The organism is Parachryseolinea silvisoli (genome assembly GCF_021190955.1).
GTDB lineage: Bacteria > Bacteroidota > Bacteroidia > Cytophagales > Cyclobacteriaceae > Ohtaekwangia > Ohtaekwangia silvisoli.
On record NZ_JAIOAO010000003.1, the window covers coordinates 571,607 to 588,417 of the forward strand.

The 16,811-nt window shown below is 51.1% G+C and carries 10 protein-coding genes; 8 read left to right on the forward strand and 2 right to left on the reverse strand.

What is annotated here, in order from left to right:
• Nucleotides 1-79: 79 nt before the first annotated feature.
• Together K7P01_RS19560 and K7P01_RS19565 are read left to right on the forward strand one after the other, a co-directional pair.
• Nucleotides 80-1,249: an acyltransferase family protein gene (locus tag K7P01_RS19560; RefSeq protein WP_267296187.1), complete on the forward strand. Its 1,170-nt coding sequence runs from the start codon at nt 80-82 to the stop codon at nt 1,247-1,249.
• A gap of 3 nt (nt 1,250-1,252) precedes the next feature.
• Nucleotides 1,253-2,362, forward strand: a complete 1,110-nt coding sequence (locus tag K7P01_RS19565) for an endonuclease/exonuclease/phosphatase family protein (RefSeq protein WP_267296189.1) — start codon at nt 1,253-1,255, stop codon at nt 2,360-2,362.
• Between the two features lie 80 nt (nt 2,363-2,442).
• Here K7P01_RS19565 and K7P01_RS19570 read toward each other — a convergent pair whose 3' ends face one another.
• A complete protein-coding gene (locus K7P01_RS19570) occupies nt 2,443-4,131 on the reverse strand; it encodes a hypothetical protein (RefSeq protein WP_267296191.1) in 1,689 nt (562 codons plus the stop codon).
• 128 nt (nt 4,132-4,259) lie between these two features.
• On the opposite strand from K7P01_RS19570, the gene K7P01_RS19575 reads away from it, so the two are divergent.
• Genes K7P01_RS19575 through K7P01_RS19585 form a run of 3 tightly spaced genes read left to right on the forward strand, consistent with a single transcriptional unit; the run spans nt 4,260 to nt 6,524 of the window.
• The gene (locus tag K7P01_RS19575; protein ID WP_267296193.1) at nt 4,260-5,156 is read left to right on the forward strand and encodes a UbiA prenyltransferase family protein; all 897 of its coding nucleotides are present in this window, start codon (nt 4,260-4,262) and stop codon (nt 5,154-5,156) included.
• Between the two features lie 17 nt (nt 5,157-5,173).
• Nucleotides 5,174-5,908, forward strand: coding sequence for an SDR family oxidoreductase (locus K7P01_RS19580; RefSeq protein WP_267296195.1), 735 nt, complete (start codon nt 5,174-5,176; stop codon nt 5,906-5,908).
• A 4-nt stretch (nt 5,909-5,912) separates the two neighbouring features.
• A complete protein-coding gene (locus K7P01_RS19585) occupies nt 5,913-6,524 on the forward strand; it encodes an HAD-IB family hydrolase (RefSeq protein ID WP_267296197.1) in 612 nt (203 codons plus the stop codon).
• Nucleotides 6,525-6,532: 8 nt separating this feature from the next.
• On the opposite strand, the gene K7P01_RS19590 is transcribed toward K7P01_RS19585, so the two are convergent.
• Nucleotides 6,533-7,579: an acyltransferase family protein gene (locus K7P01_RS19590; protein WP_267296200.1), complete on the reverse strand. Its 1,047-nt coding sequence runs from the start codon at nt 7,577-7,579 to the stop codon at nt 6,533-6,535.
• Between the two features lie 92 nt (nt 7,580-7,671).
• Between K7P01_RS19590 and K7P01_RS19595 the strand changes: the two genes are divergently transcribed.
• The 3 genes from K7P01_RS19595 (at nt 7,672) to K7P01_RS19605 (ending at nt 16,766) form a co-directional block, all read left to right on the forward strand.
• Nucleotides 7,672-8,682, forward strand: a complete 1,011-nt coding sequence (locus K7P01_RS19595) for an acyltransferase family protein (RefSeq protein ID WP_267296202.1) — start codon at nt 7,672-7,674, stop codon at nt 8,680-8,682.
• Between the two features lie 282 nt (nt 8,683-8,964).
• A complete protein-coding gene (locus tag K7P01_RS19600) occupies nt 8,965-15,270 on the forward strand; it encodes an alpha/beta fold hydrolase (protein ID WP_267296204.1) in 6,306 nt (2,101 codons plus the stop codon).
• An 11-nt stretch (nt 15,271-15,281) separates the two neighbouring features.
• Nucleotides 15,282-16,766 carry a PorP/SprF family type IX secretion system membrane protein gene (locus tag K7P01_RS19605; protein ID WP_267296206.1) on the forward strand — a complete coding sequence of 495 codons (1,485 nt, stop codon included), beginning with the start codon at nt 15,282-15,284 and terminating at the stop codon, nt 16,764-16,766.
• Nucleotides 16,767-16,811: the final 45 nt, after the last annotated feature.

The following is a 16,811-nucleotide window of genomic DNA, read 5'->3' on the forward strand; positions in this document are numbered from 1 at the left end:
ACTCGTTAAAATTATACTACTATCTTGCGTAATTGATTCTGTCGTGGTTTTTTAGTTTGGCTTCACTTTAATCTTGTAAATGTTTTCTTTCTGGCGTACCCTCCCTGACCGTTTGTCACGTGTCACTTCCGGTGGTAAGTTCATTTCCGAAATCGACGGTTTTCGGTTTCTGGCCATTTTGCCCGTAGTGATAAACCATGTAAGTCAGCGTGTGGAAAGGCATGCCACCGTTGCGTTCGAGCCGGCGCTCGACCAGGACCCGTTTTTCTTCTGGATGTCGCGCGGCTATGTAGGCATCTACGTGTTCTTTGTCATTAGCGGGTTCATCCTGTGTTTGCCATTTGCTTCGCATAATCTGCTTGGCACAAAGAAGGTGCGCCTGGGCGACTATTTCGTACGCCGCCTGACACGCCTCGAGCCGCCGTACATCATCGCCATGACCATCTTTTTCATCGTGCTGCTCCTCCAGCACGTGCCGTGGGCGGACCTGTTCCCACGCTACCTTCACAGCCTGACCTACACGCACAACATCGCGTATCTGCGCTGGTCCAAAATCAACCCGGTAGCCTGGACGCTCGAAGTAGAAGTACAGTTTTACCTCATGGCCCCCTTCCTGGCCATGGCGTTTTTCAGCATACGCGACCGGTGGATCCGCCGTTGTACGCTCATCGCATTCATCATTGCCCTGGTGTGTATACAGCAATATTTCGGATGGTGGGATTATCCCTGGTCGTTTTTTATTTTGGGACACCTGCATTATTTCATCATAGGCTTTGTACTGGCCGACATCTACCTGCTCGACTGGAAAGTAGGAAGAAGCCCCACGCTGTTACTGGACGTCATCTCCGTGCTGTGTATCCTGGGTCTCTTTGTATTTACCGACCACGATATCGCTAGTCGCCTGGCGTACCCCGTCATTTTATTCTTCCTGTTTTACGGGGCGTTCCGGTCCGTGTACGTTATTCAAGCCTTCCGCAACCGTTGGATTGTAGCCATCGGTGGCATGTGTTATACAATTTACCTCATTCACCTGCCGATGGCAGAAGGCTTTGGGAAATTGGCCGGAAAATTCCCCGTGACAAATCACTATATCGTAAACCTTTTGGTACAGCTTCCCGTATTCCTGGTGTTGCTGTTTGCGGTAAGTGTGGTGTTTTTCCTGGCCATTGAGAAGCCCTGCATGAACAAGGACTGGCCGAAGCAGCTTAAAGAAAAAATCATGCAGCGCTACCGCCTTTTAAAATCATAGGTTGTGAAGTATATCAATTTCGTTGTCGCGATCATTTTTGCGTTTATTTACTACAGCGTAAAGATCCCACCCACGGAGAAGTTCAACCTGTGGCTTTGTACGTTTGCCATACCGGTGGTGTTCGCGGTTAACATCGCGTTGTTTCTGCTGTACGCCATCCTGCGGCGGGCCTCTGCGATCTTCTATTTACTGCCGTTGCTGTTCAACCTGCAGTTCGTCACCGAAACATATGGTGTCAAGCGCCTGTACCGGTCCGAGACCACGTGCTCGCAAGATACCACAGCAGCCTTTTCGTTGCTTAGCTATAATGTGAGTGGTCTGAAAAAGCCCGAGCATGCCAACATGCATACCTTCACGATCAAGGAAGACAAGGACAGTGCCACCTACAAACTGCGCAAATGGATCCTGGAAAACGACTACGATGTGCAGTGCTACCAGGAGTTTTTTGACCACACCCACAATTCCTATTTCAAGACGATCGAGGCCATTCAGAAAAAAGGGTATTACTACTTCTTTTCCAAGAATGCCGGTGCCAACGGCGATGCCGTGGGGTTGCTCACAGTATCACGTTTTCCTATTGTAAACAAGGGGAATATTCTGGTAAGTGACAATGGGTTTAATCGTGTTATCTACACGGATATTAAAATAGGCCCTGATACGGTACGGGTGATCAATGTACACCTGGAGTCCATGCGGATGAAAAAAGACAACCCGCTCTATACGAACAATCGCGATGCGCAAAAACACCGCGTGAAGGTGATCCTGCATAAATTAAAAGATGGTGTGTTCGAGCGCAGCAAACAAGTGGAAGAAGTACTGGCCGTGATCGATACGTCGTCTTACCCGGTTGTTTGTGCGGGTGACTTCAATGAGCTGCCGTATTCGTATACCTACCACTCGCTCCGTAAGAAACTGAAGAACTCGTTTGAAGAGAAGGGTAAGGGGTTTGGGTTCTCGTATAATGGCAATACACTGCAATTTCTGCGCATCGATAACCAATTCTTTTCTCCCGGCCTGGACGTGGTCGACTTTGAGACGCGCCAGGACGTGCCTTACTCGGATCACTTTCCGCTCGCTGGCAAATACGCTCTTTGCCGGGAACAGGAGGAGTGAGAAGGCAAGTCAATAAAAAACCACCGGATATCCCGGTGGTTTTTTTATTGTGGACTTTTGTACACTTATTAAGTGTGGATTTATTGTTCGCTTTGGTTTTCTGTAGTGCCCGGAGTAACTACTGTTGTTGCTTCTGTGGAAGTTTTTTTCCGGACGTACACCTCAATGGTAGCATTTGTCGGTCTTCTGGGCGCCAGGAATGTGTCCACACGATCGTAGTGCTCTTTCAGGCAATCTTGTACCGCATAGGGGTAGAAGTTGTTAAGCATCGCTACGTCTTCGAAGAGAACGACGTCATAATATTGCTTGCCAATGAGGTCGCAAAACAGGTTTACTTCTCTGTCAAACATGGCGACATTCCGATGGTACCAGAGGGGCCGCGGCGTTTCCAATTCATAGCCGATTTCGTGCGCCAGTGGCGTCAGCTCGGTCATGTTGAGGACCAGCGGTTTTTCTTTGTCTTTGATCTCGGGGCGTTCCAGCAGGCGGTTAATGCCATCGATCGTAGAGACCGGCATGTATACACCTGAGAATGCTTTCAGTCCTGATGATTTCCATTCTGACATATCTACGTCGATGGTGGTGCTGTCGGTGTTCACCATAAAGTTATGGCGCGACACGATGTTACGATCGGTTGCTTCTGCTGTGCGCGGGAATACACGGTCTACGATGCGTTGTACGTATTTGTAATACGTACCGGACCACCAGAAGAAGATCATCACCACGGTCAGCCCCAGCGGCACCAGCCGGTTTAGGTTGAACGATGCGGGAACAAGTGTAATGAGATACGCAAAGGCAAAGCTGTGGAAATAGATGTTGTTGTCGGGCGGCGTATAGCTAGTTACCTGTATGATCAGTGCCTGGACGAGGATGCCGCAGGTAAGCAGAAAGAATGTAAATGCTTTGGAGTCCTGGAAGAAGCCCTTTATGTTGCGGAAGCTATCGGTCTTCACGAAGCCTACGAGCAGGATCAGTACGAGGTAGAACTTTGCCCATTGGGACGCACCGAAGATCTCGTCGATCATGTCGTGCATGCTGACGCGGGAGTAGTGCGGGGGTTGACCGTAATTAAACCAGTAGCCGATACCGTGTGACAGGAAGGGCAGAATAAGCGCCATGGCGGTCACGGCAAAGCCTGCGATAAAGAGGATGATAGGAGCAAACTTGCGCTGGGCAATGGCCTGGTAGCCGAGGATGGCCAACGCGAGCAACAAGGCCAGTGCGCCGCCGTCTTGCTTGGTAAAGAATGACACGAATACAAAGAAGCCGCCGAGGAATGCAAAAGCAAAGCTCCACCGACGGTTCTCAGAAAAGATACTCCTGGTGACGAAAAGCAGCCCTACCAGCTCATAGACAAAGACGGAATGGTTGTACCACGGCCAGAAGTTAAAGAACGAGTAGGAGAGGCAGAACAGCAGTACGCTGAGGAAACGCTGGCCGCTGAGCAGATCGAACTGTTTAAGCAAGGACCGGAACGAAAAGCCCGCCACCAGGTTGATGAACACTTGCGCTTTTACAAGTGAGAACATGTATGGGCCCAATATTTTAAAGAAGACAGCGGGAATAACCCAATAGGCGAACCCCATGGGCAGACCAAAATCTTTGTACGGCACTTGCCCGAGGTACAAGCGATAAGCCCCTTCCCAGGAGAGGAAGATGTTCACGCGGTACGGGTACTGGAAGAAGAGGGGAAACAGGGAAAAACCCACAATTACAATGATCTCTGCAATCGAAATTTTTCGATCCGAAGGGTTCAGGAGGTTGTTCATTTGGCGGAGTGATCTGCTTTTGCGTAAGGGTTAAAATTAGTAACTAAAAAATAACTGGCAAGGAGCGGGTAAGTGTTAATCTTTGATTTTATATTGTGGGTTGAAAAAAACTGTAGAGGCTTTTAATCATGAAATATCTGCGTCTTGTGCGAGCGCATCAATGGATTAAAAATTCATTTTTGTTCTTTCCACTTTTCTTTGCGGGGGACTTGTTAAACATTCCCCAGCTCTTATCGGTTGCGTATGGCTTTCTGGCCTTCAGCCTGGTAGCGTCGTCCATTTATATCCTGAACGACTACAACGACATCGAGGCCGACCGGCAACACCCGACGAAATCGAAACGTCCGCTGGCCTCGGGGGAAATCAGTAAGACTACGGGGTTGGTCATCATGGTGATCACGCTCGCGTCGGGCTTGTTCCTGGCCTACTCCATCGACATCCGGTTTTTGTATGTGACACTTATCTATTACGTGCTGAACCTGGGGTATTCCCTAGGGTTGAAGCACATCTCCATCCTCGACATCCTGATCGTCGCCAGTGGCTTTCTGTTGCGCACGGTGGCGGGTGGCGTGATCGCCCAGGTGCGGATTTCCGAATGGTTGATGTTGATGGTATTCCTGCTGGCGGTCTTCCTGGCGCTGGCCAAACGGCGCGACGATATTTTGCTGGCGCAGGAGTCGGGCAAGGTGATGCGGAAGGCGAGTGCCAAGTACAATATGGATTTTGTCAACGGGGGGCTTACGATGCTGATGTCGGTTATCCTGGTGTGTTACATTATGTACACGATCTCAGATGAAGTCACAGACCGGTTAAAAACGCATTATCTGTATGCTACTGCCATCTTTGTGATTGCGGGGCTGATGCGGTATATGCAGATCACCGTGGTGGAGAATAAGAGCGGCTCGCCGACCAGGATTCTGTACACCGACCGGTTCTTGCAAATCACACTGCTGGGCTGGATCGTATCCTTCTTTAGTATCATCTATCGTCATAATTTAATGTCGCTATTCGGTTTGTCTCTATAGGACGATCGGAAACCACTATGAAAAGTGTATTGATCTTAGGCGCCGGCTCCGACGTAGGAGTGGCGCTGGCCAAAGTATTTGCGAAGCAGAACGCTACCGTCACCCTGGCAGGCCGCGATATTCCTTACCTGGAAACTATTGCCGCCGACTTGCGCATTCGTTATACCGGTGTGTCGGTCTATGTGCAGTCGTTTGACGCTGTCGCATATGATACCCACGCGGCGTTTTACGCCGGGCTGCCGCAGGCAGCCGATGTCACGGTCTGTGTGTTTGGCTATCTGGGTGACCAGGAGAAAGCGCAGCAAGACTTTGCCGAGAGCCGAAAGATTATCGAATCCAACTACGTGGGCGCGGTGTCGATCCTGAACGTCGTGGCCGAAGATTACCAACGCAAAGGCAATGGCGTGATCGTCGGCGTAAGCTCGGTGGCGGGTGATCGCGGGCGTCAAAGCAATTACGTGTATGGCAGCGCCAAGGCCGGCTTTACAGCGTATCTTTCCGGGTTGCGAAACCGGCTTGTTAAACGTAATGTTCATGTCATGACGCTCAAGCCCGGGTTTATTAAGACCAAGATGGTGGCGGGGCTGCACACACCGCCGGCGCTTACAGCCCTGCCCGACAAGCTGGCGGCGTATGTATACAAGGCGATCGGCAAGAAGCGCAACGTGGTGTATTACCTGCCTTTATGGCGTTACATCATGACCATTATCGTGCTTATTCCCGAAAGCATCTTTAAAAAACTTAAGCTATAAGGATATGGCGTCTGCAAGTGGCGAAAAGGTACTGGTGCTGTTCGACCTGGACGGCACGCTGACAACAAAGGATACATTTCTCGAGTTTATCAAATTCTACCACGGAGCATCCAAATTCTATGTTGGGTTTTTACTGCTCTCGCCATGGCTGGTGGCCATGAAGCTGGGACTTATTCCGAATTGGAAAGCCAAGGAGCGTGTGTTACGGTACTTCTTTGGGGGCGAGGATGAAGCCACCTTCCGAAGCAAAGCCGAAGCATTTGCCGATCAGGTGATTCCCACGCTGCTGCGCCCGGAGGGCGCGACGACGTTGCGTAAGCACCAGGATGACAACCATCATGTTGTCGTCGTCACGGCGTCTGCCGAAGATTGGGTGGGGCCGTGGTGCAAAGCCCGGAACCTGCAGATCATCGGCACTCAGTTGCAGCGTGATGCCCAAAAGATCACGGGCATACTGGCTACCAAAAATTGTTATGGCGAGGAGAAAGTTTGTCGTATACGGGAGACGTTGGATCTGACGGCATACGATACGATTTACGCCTATGGCGACAGCAGCGGCGACAAGCCTATGCTGGCGCTGGCGCATCATTCCTTTTACAAGCCTTTCCGGGGCTGATCGTCTGATCAGCCCTCTTCTTTTAACTTTCCACCCGGCGGGTAGAACAGGAATGTGATGTTGTAGCGCCGGCAGAGGTTGTAGAATATCATCGGCACCAGGCAGCCCAGCGTTGTGCTGATGATGGCAATGAGTCCGCCGTTAGTCACGTGGAATACTTTAAAGAGTACGATGCGGATGGGCGCGCTGACCAGCACGTGCATGAGGTATATATAGAGCGAGTGGAAGCCTGCTACTCGTACGAACAGTAGCCAATCGACATTGGCCAGGTGAAAGGAGATCATAATCGTGAGCACGCTGCCGACCAGGGCGATGATGGCATATACAAAGGGCTCGAGATTTTCGAAGTTCAGGTAAAGATACTGTGTGGCGATAAACAACGCAGTGAATATCAGCAGCCAGGCGTAGGAGAGGATTTTGTTGCGGTTTTCTTTATTTAAGACAAAGGACGATGTGAGATCGCCGATGACGATATAAATAAAGTTTTCGAGTATATCATCGATAACATGTATGTCGATAAAGCGGTTGATGTAATAAAAAACTATGCCAATAACGAAGAGGGCGATCTTGTTGCCTTTTGTCAGGTGGAAGAGCAAGAGATAGACGAGGGCCAGGTTAAAGAGGGCATAGATAAACCAGAACTGGTCGATCGATCGCGGGTTAATGAAGACCGCGATATAGTCGCGCCAGGTACGGTCGGCATTGATGTAGTTGGAGAATACGATCTGTACGGAGATCTGGATGAATGTCCAGATGAGATACGGGTATAACAACGTGCGTAGCTTGCTTTGGACGAACTCGCCCGCGGTGCGCTTTAACAGGCTGGACCGAAGGAAGAAGCCGGAGAGAATAAAGAACAGCGGCATCCGGAAGCTGTAGGTGATATCTGCAATCGTTCGATACGCTTCGTGAATCGGAATTTCACTGCGTTCGATGCCGATGACGATGTGCCGGAAAACGACCATGATGATGGCGGCCCCTTTGGCAAAGTCAATCCAGGTAAGCCGGCTTTTCCGGATAGCAGATACGTTAAAGAGCGCGTCGAGAGAAAACATTTTGTTTTTTATGGGTAAAGTCGTTGTGAGATCAGATTATTTTTTACTTTGCTAAGTCTATTAGTCTATTGTCTTTTACTGGAGTATGTAGTATGGCTCAATCTAAAACGTATCTCAATTACATTCACAATTTCCGTGGTGTTGCCATCATCTTCGTGGTTGGCGGGCATATCCTGTATGGTTGGCATGATAAGTCATCGATCGGGTACCAAATTATCAATTCTGTATTTCAAAACGGTACTGTTCTCTTCATTTTTATAGCAGGCTATCTTTTTCAGCACCTTTCCAGGGGGTTTGAATACAAGTCGTATCTGGAAAAGAAAGTCACCAATGTGTTGCTGCCTTATTTGATCGTCTCGTTGCCAATCTTGCTGGTGCGGCTTTACAGTGGTGCGCCTGACTACCTGGTAGAACTCGAACCGGACTACGCCCACTGGTCGGTGGTCCATCGATGCTTCTGGCTGCTCATCACAGGGGCACATTTGCTGCCGCTGTGGTTTGTGCCTATGATCACGCTGTTTTACCTGTGCGCACCGTTGTTACTGGCGATCGACCGCCGGCCCCGCTACTACTGGGTACTGATTTTGCTGGTCATTGTTTCATTACTGGTGCCGCGGAAAGAGCTGGAGAATATTCCGCGTATGTTTATTCATTTCCTGTCGGTATATGTGTTTGGCATGTTCTGCAGCCACTACAAAAATGAGCTGCTGGAATTCTCGAAGCGCTGGTGGCAGCTGCTGACGGCGCTGACAGTGGTGGTCGTGATCGTAAGTTTGTTTAAAATTCCACTCTATGATCAGATGATGTACGTACAGAAAATGCTGCTGTGCTGGTTCTTCATCTATTGGTTGTGGCGCTGGGATGCGCATGTGCCTAAGATCACCGGCTTCCTGGCGGAAATCAGCTTTGGGATATTCTTTGTGCACTTCTACTTCGTTATAGGCCTGCGTTACTTGACAGAGCGCGTGCTGCATATTGAAATCCGGGAGATCGTCTTATACTGGTCGATCCAGTTTATAGGTGTCATGGTAACAACATCCGTATTTATTTGGGTAATGCAGAAAATCTTCGGAAAACGAAGCCGGATGCTGATTGGTTGTTAACTATACCTGTGTCCAATAAGTGCGCTTTTGGCGATTGATATGCGCCATTCACCGATGTAGTGTTCCTTAGACGCCGGAATATACTTCTATTTGCATACGCTTCGAACAACCCCAATAAAGCCAGTCGCCCAAGGCTTTCGTAAGATTATATTAGGAATTTTATTGTGCAACGGAGATTAAAGTTATACCTTTAAGACCGGCATCGGCTTGTCTTAAGCGTAGGTATGCTGAAATCTCTCGGAGCGCTGTCTTTCAGGAGATTCATTTCACAACCAAATTAACATGATTCGCCCCTCTACGAATTCTGTCCCTACCCGGTGGTATACCCTTTTGTCTGGTATTACTATCCTCTTCCTTTTAGCCACCCTGACTACATGTGTATGGGGGCAGGGCGTACAAGTTGAAAAGCGCAAAGGCACCACCACGGCGCCATACGGCTATTACGAGTATTTGCCCGTGGGCTATGACACGGATGCCACCAAGAAATGGCCTGTACTCCTTGTTCTGCACGGTCAGGGCGAGCTCGGTAACGGTACGACCGAGCTATACAAAGCCGTTGTTAATGGTCCGGGAAAGGAAATCAAAAAAGGACGCCATTTTCCGATGGTTGTGCTCTCACCTCAGTCGTTGTATTGGTGGGGTGCGCCAACCATCGATCAGTTTGTTGAGTATGTCAAGAAAACGTACCGCATCGATACAGATCGCTTTTACCTGACAGGATTAAGCATGGGCGGTATCGTTGCCTGGGAATATACTGCTAAATATCCCGACAAGATTGCCGCGCTGGTGGCCATTGCCGGTAACGGAAACGCGCAGGATCCCTGCCAGCTGGCGAAAGTACCTATCTGGGCTTTTCACGGCGATGCCGATAAGACGGTAGACAAATACGGTTCTATAAATATAGTAGCGGCCGTAAACAAGTGTACGAGCCCCGTGGCGAATCCTCAAGCCAAGCTGACAATGTATCCCGGTGTGGGACATGATTCCTGGACCAGGACTTATGATGGCAGCGCGGGTCATGATATTTATACCTGGATGTTAGGCTTCTCGAAGACAGGAGCGGCCAACGCACCACCCATTGTAAATGCAGGGGTGGACAAGACTTTGCAGTTGCCGACGAACCAGATCATTATTACCGGTACAGCCAGTGATCCGGAAGGTGGGGCGATAACCTATGCGTGGACCAAGACCACCGGCCCTGCGGCGACCCTGGCGAATGCAACCACGGCAAGCCTCACGGCGAGCGCGCTGGTAGCCGGTACGTATGTATTTACATTGACGGCGACGGACAATCTGGGCAATATAGCCACCGATCAGATGTCGCTGGTCGTAAACCCGGCGGCGGTAAACGCGCCTCCGGTTGTCAACGCCGGCGCTGATCAGATCATTACACTGCCGCAGAGCAGCACCATCGTTACCGGTACGGCCTCGGACGACGGTACGATCAGTCAATATCTCTGGAGCCAGGTATCTGGACCATCATCTACCATCTCTGATACGCAGCTGCCGCAGATTACGGTGAGCGGTCTCTCACAGCCTGGTGTCTATGTATATCGCCTGGTGGCAACGGACGATAAAGGTGCTACCGGCTTAGACGAGATGCAGATTACCGTGAATGCTGCGCAAGTCAACCAGAAACCGGTTGTGACATTGGGCGCTGATATTTCGATTACGCTACCACAGAACACCGTTGTTATACCCAGCGCTGCCACGGACACCGATGGCACGATCGAAGGTTATCTGTGGACAAAGATCAGTGGCCCCTCCTGGACGCCCGTAAATGAGACTACGCCTGAGCTCACCGCAAAAGACCTGGTGGCCGGTATCTATGTTTTCCGACTGACAGCACGCGATAATATAGGCGAAGAGGGATATGATGAAATAAAAGTGACGGTACTCGACGCCGTCAACCAGACGCCAATAGCATCGGCGGGGGCTGATAAAACCGTGGTGTTGCCGACGAATACCAGCAGCCTGATAGGGAGTGGCAATGATCCTGACGGTGGCATTGTGACGTATCAATGGACGAAAGTGAGTGGCCCGGATGCTGACCTGGTCAACGCTACGAATGCACATGCAACAGTCAACAACCTTGTCGAGGGTGTGTATGTCTTCAGTCTGACAGTGACCGACGACAAGGGGGCCTCGGCTATAGACGAGATGACATTAACGGTACAGGCCGACGGTGTGAACCAACCGCCGACTGTAAGTGCCGGCGACAACGTGAACGTTATATTGCCACAGGCCGCGGTAGCTTTGACGGCAACAGCGAACGACCCCGACGGTACGATTCAAAGTTATCAATGGATAAAAGTGAGTGGTGGTGCCATTACGTTTACCGGTGCCACGACGAATCAGATTGGCGTGACCGACCTGGTGGCCGGTACGTTCCGCTTCCGCGTGACGGTGACCGACGACGATGGTGCGACGGCCTTTGACGACGTTGACCTGATCGTGTCGCCACCGACCATCAACAACGCCCCGGTGGTAACTGCCAGTGCGAACGTGACGCTTACGCTGCCTGTAAACAGTACTGTACTGACGGCGGCGGCGAACGATCCCGATGGTACCATCGCAGGCTATGAGTGGATGAAGGTCAGTGGCCCGACTGCGGGTACGCTGGAGGGTGCAGAGACTTCGGCGCTTACGCTTTCGGACCTGGTGCAAGGCACCTATATTTTCCGCATCACTGTGACGGATGATGGCGGTGCTACAGCCTCCGACGAAGTAACGGTAGAGGTACGTCCTTCGGGAACGCAGACGTGTAACTGCGACCACGTGATTGAGGCGAAGACCGAATACATTAAGGCGATGGATATGCCCAAGCCGGTGAAACCGGGCGACGTGGTGTGCGTTCGCGCGGGTAACCGCGGTTACATACGGTTTATGGACTTCGTGGGAACGGCGGATAAACCGATCACGTTCATTAACTGCGGCGGGCAGGTGGTGATCAACAACCCGCTTGTTGATGGTTCGTTGAGCTTTACACGCTGTAAATATTTCCGCGTGACCGGTACGGGGGATCCGAATTTCTTCTATGGATTCAAAATTGCCGTTTCGACGAAGAACACGGCGATGTTTATGTCGGACAGTGATTTCGAAGTAGACCACATCGAGATTGCCAACTCGGGTTATGCCGGGATCATGTGCAAGATCGACCCGACGTGCGACAACCCACAGTATCATCGTGGCAACTTCGTGATGGAAAACATCAAGCTGCACGACAACTACATTCACGATACGAACGGCGAAGCCTATTACGTAGGGTATTATGCCTATGGCGGCATTGACAAGTCGCCCTGCGGCAAAGTATATCCGCACGACATCAAGAATATCAAGATCTACAATAACATTATCCGCAATACCGCGGCCGACGGCTTGCAGGTAACGTGCGCGGTAGAGGGATGTGAGATTTATAATAACTCGATCGAAAATTATGGTCTCAATCCGTTCTCGGTCGACCAGAACAACGGTATCATTATTGGCGGCGGTACCTCCGGACTTTGCTACAACAATTATATCCGCAAGGGTACTGGTGTGGGGATGGCAGTCTTCGGTTTGGGCGGCAACATCATTTTTAATAATATCATTACCGAGACGGGCTCGTACGGTGTATACTTCGGGATCGGATCGACCATTCCAGGACGTGGCTTTAACTTCATTAACAATACCGTCATGAACACCAAGCTGGATGGTATTCGCTATGAAAACCAGGTGGCCAAAGGCAGCAAGTTCTATAATAACCTCATCATCAATCCGGGTACATACGACATTTATGAAAAGGCGGACTTCTGTGCGAAAGGCAAAGACTCGTTCTTCTACTCGAATTGTTCGATTGGGATGGACTACGATTCTGCCAACTTCTTCTTTGTACGCAACATTGCTTCGGTGAAGTTTGTCAATCCGACGAACTATGATTTCCACTTGTTGTCCAATTCGCCGGTGATCGATGCTGGTCGCGATGTGTCGGCGTACAATGTCAATTTTGATCATTTCATGCTGACGCGTCCGTCCGGTCTTAAATACGACATCGGGGCAACGGAATATCAAAGCAACGGATCGACGAACAAGATCCCGATCATTACAATGCCGGCCAATCAGACATTAACCTTGCCGACGAACTCGACGACCTTGACGGCGTCGGCGGTCGACCAGGACGGCACGATCGCAGGGTATTCCTGGATACAGGTGTCCGGGCCAACCGATGCGCAGCTGGCCAACGTTACGACCAAAACATTAACCGCCAGTTCCCTGGCGGAGGGTGAATATGTCTTTCGTCTCACGGTGAAAGACAATGAGGATGCTTCGGCCTTTGCGGACGTTAAGGTGATCGTGAAGGCACTGGCGGCCAATAAGCCGCCCACCGTCAATGCGGGTACCTATCCGGCTATTACGCTGCCGACCAATACGATCGTATTGAAAGGTATTGCTTCCGACGAGGACGGCACCATTGTGAAATATGCCTGGACGAAAGTGAGCGGCCCGGTCGCCATCGGTTCGAACCTGGACAAAGCCAGCGCAACGTTCAGCGGATTGGTAGCGGGCATTTATAAGTTTAGGCTGACGGTAACGGATGACGATGGTGCGACGGCATTTGCCGAAGCGAGCCTGACGGTACAGTCTGCCGTGGTGAACAAAGCGCCGGTGGCCAATGCCGGCGGCAACCGTGAGATTACGCTGCCGATCAACGGTCTTACCTTGAACGGTAGTGGTAGCGATGCGGACGGTACGATTACAAAATACGCCTGGAGCCAACAGGGCGGGCCCTCTACGATAACGCTTACGACGACGGATCAACCGAACCTGACAATGACAGGCCTCGTGGCAGGTGTTTATACCTTCCGCCTGACGGTGACAGACAATGCCAATGCCAGTGCTTTTGCGGATGTGCTGGTGACAGTGCATATGGCGGATGCGCCGAAGCCGCCGGTGGTGTCGGCGGGGAACGACCAGGAGCTCTCTTTACCTACGAATACGGTAACGTTAACCGGTACCGCCAGTGGCGAGACGACACTGACGTATTTATGGACCAAACGCAGCGGGCCGAATGCGACGTTGGCGAATGCAACAACCCCTACGCTGCAACTAACGGAGCTGGCGCAAGGCACGTATGTATTCCGCTTGACGGTGCGGGATGAAAATTCACTGTCGGCATTTGACGATGTGACGGTGACAGTATTGCCAGAGGCAATCAATATGTCGCCGGTTGCCGATGCGGGTGGAAACCAGGCCATCAAGCTTCCGACCACTTCGGTGACGCTGAGCGGTACGGGTAGCGATGCGGATGGCAACGTGGTGAATTTTCTCTGGTCTCAGTTGACAGGCCTGCCGGTGAGCATTACCGAGAAGGTGCCGAGTAAAGGCGATGTTGTCGTCGTAGAAGGCCTCGATGCGGGCACCTATACATTCCGTTTGACAGTAACGGACAACGATGGTGCCACGGACACCGATGATGTAACGGTTACTGTAGGAACCGTGACGGCCAATCTGCCACCGATTGCTGATGCGGGTGATGATGTTACCCAATATTTGCCCGATAACACTGTAACGCTGCATAGCGCTGGTACAGACGCTGACGGTACGGTAAAAGAATATGCCTGGGAGATAATTTCAACGCCGTCGCCGCTGGATCCGCCGCCGGCGCCGTCTCCTACGCCAATTGACTTTGTCCTCGAGGACCTGACAGCGGGCACCTATGAGTTCCGGCTCACTGTAGAGGACGACAAAAACGCCAAGGCTACAGACAACGTGACGGTCATCATCCTGCCTGAAACGGTAAACCAGGCGCCGCAGGCCACTGTCGGCGAAGACATCAGCGTGCGCCTGCCGATTGCGCAGGTGGTGATAGAGGGTAGTGGCACCGATCCCGACGGACAGATCGTTTCCTATCAATGGACAGTGACTGAGGGTGAAGGGATTGTGCTGAACAATGCCGATACTCCCACGCTGACGGTAACAAACCTGCTTGCCGGTGAATATACGTTTATGCTGACGGTAACGGACGACGACGGCGAAACAGCAACGGCTCAAATGGAACTGATTGTAGGGCCGGAGCGCACAGGTCCCGAGGCCTTTGCCGGTGCTGATACCGTGGTGAGCATGCCTGTGGATGTTGTGAAGCTTGTAGGTTTTGGCAGTGTAGCGGAAGGCGCGATCACGGAATACATGTGGGTAAAAACATCCGGCCCGGACGTGGTGTTGGAGAACTACAATACTCCCGAGCTTGATCTTACGGGTGTACATCCGGGCGAATATACGTTCACCTTTACGGTGACAGATGACCAGGGTGCTTCCGCATCCGACGATGTCTTTGTGGTCGTGACGGAGTCGCTTGGCGCGCCGAAGGTCTTTACGCCTAACGGTGACGGACAGAATGATGTCTGGGCGGTCAAGAACGTGGCTCTTGTGAATGGGTGTCCGCTTACCATTTATGATAAGCTTGGTAACAAGGTATATGAGTCCATCAGCTACGGCAACGAATGGGATGGCCAATATAAAGGACGTAAGCTGGAGCCTGGCCCTTATTATTACGTGTTTAAGTGTGATGGTGCGAATGTCTTCACAGGTGGTGTCCGATTAATCCGATAAAGACCCTTGCTTTGATAAAATTCTACCTAACCATTTGCCTGAGCGGTCTACTTCTTTTGTGCTGCGCGCGCGTGCAGGCACAGAACTATCCGCTGTATAATCAGTTCTTAGCAAACCCGTATTTTTATAATCCGTCGTTTGCTGCTAATAACGGCTATAGCGAGCTGAACCTACTTTACCGAAAACAGTGGTCGGGAATTGACGATGCCCCGGAAGTGAATGGATTTGCTTTGCAGTATGCCACACACAACAACATTTCGCTGGGCTTTAATTTTTACACGGAGAAGTCGGTCGTGTATAAGTCTTCTTCCGGGATGCTGACTTTTGCCTATAAAGTACCGCTGACCAGCGATAGCTATTTAAAGTTTGGTTTGTCCGGAGGTCTGGGCGTGTCGTCGCTCGACATGGATGCTATAAACGAAGCCGGCACCAATACCGGGCTTGACCCCGCGCTGGCAAATGCTGCCGGCACGACGTATGCCCTGCGGGGCAACTTTGGCGTGCATTATCGCTTCCGGAATTTTACTGTTGGCTTTGCTTTGCCGAACATCTTTGAATCGCACGAGAACGATACGATGCAGGTGAACGACGTAAAGGTATCCAGACTGAGCGACCAATTGTTTACGCTGAGCTATAAAGCGTTGCTGAGCGACAAGTTTACGGTGGAACCGTATGTTCTGTATCGCCGTATGAATGCTGTACAAGACCAAAAAGAAGCCTCGGTACTGTTATACTATCGTAACCAGATCTGGGTAGGAGGGGGGTATCGCCTGAATTACGGCCCGACGCTAACGATTGGACTGGCCTTGCGCGACATTGTACGGGTTGGCTATTCGTACGAGATTCCGGCATCACAGAAGGCTATTTCGACGTATGGCTCGCATGAGGTGCAGCTACAGATACGCCTGGGCAAATCAAAGGGGCCCAAGTCTAAGACGGCTGCCACGGCGTTGACGCCTGCCGAGCTCGATTCGGTGAGGGCCCAGCTCGATTCGATCAAGACGGCAAAACAGGAGGCCGATATTAAAGCCCGCAATGAGCGGCTGGAACGCGAGGAAGCGGAGGCTGCCCTGGCGAAGGAGCGGAAGGAACGTGAGCGGCTGGAAAAAGAACGGCAGGCACACGAGAAAGACAACCAGGTAGCTGCCCCGGTGACGGAGCCTGTGCCACCGACGGAGCCTGTTACACCCGATAATTCCGGTAAGGAAACAAAGAAAAAATCGAATGAGCCCATCAAATTGACGCCGCCGGACCACCTGGCACCGGGGATCTATGTGGTAGTGGGAGCCTTCAAAGTTCATGAACATGCGCTGGATTACCAGCGTAAAGCCCTGGCAGCGGGCTTCCCGACACAGTTAGGAGTTGGAAAGAAAGGGCTGTATTATGTGTACGTTTACACGTCAAATTATCTTGAAAGTTCAAGAAAAATGAGGGATCATATACGACAATTAAGGGTACTGGATTTCAGGAAAGCATGGGTGATGGAAGTCGATTAAAAATTGACTATGTGATATTTTGTAAATTAAAGCACTGATCTACAG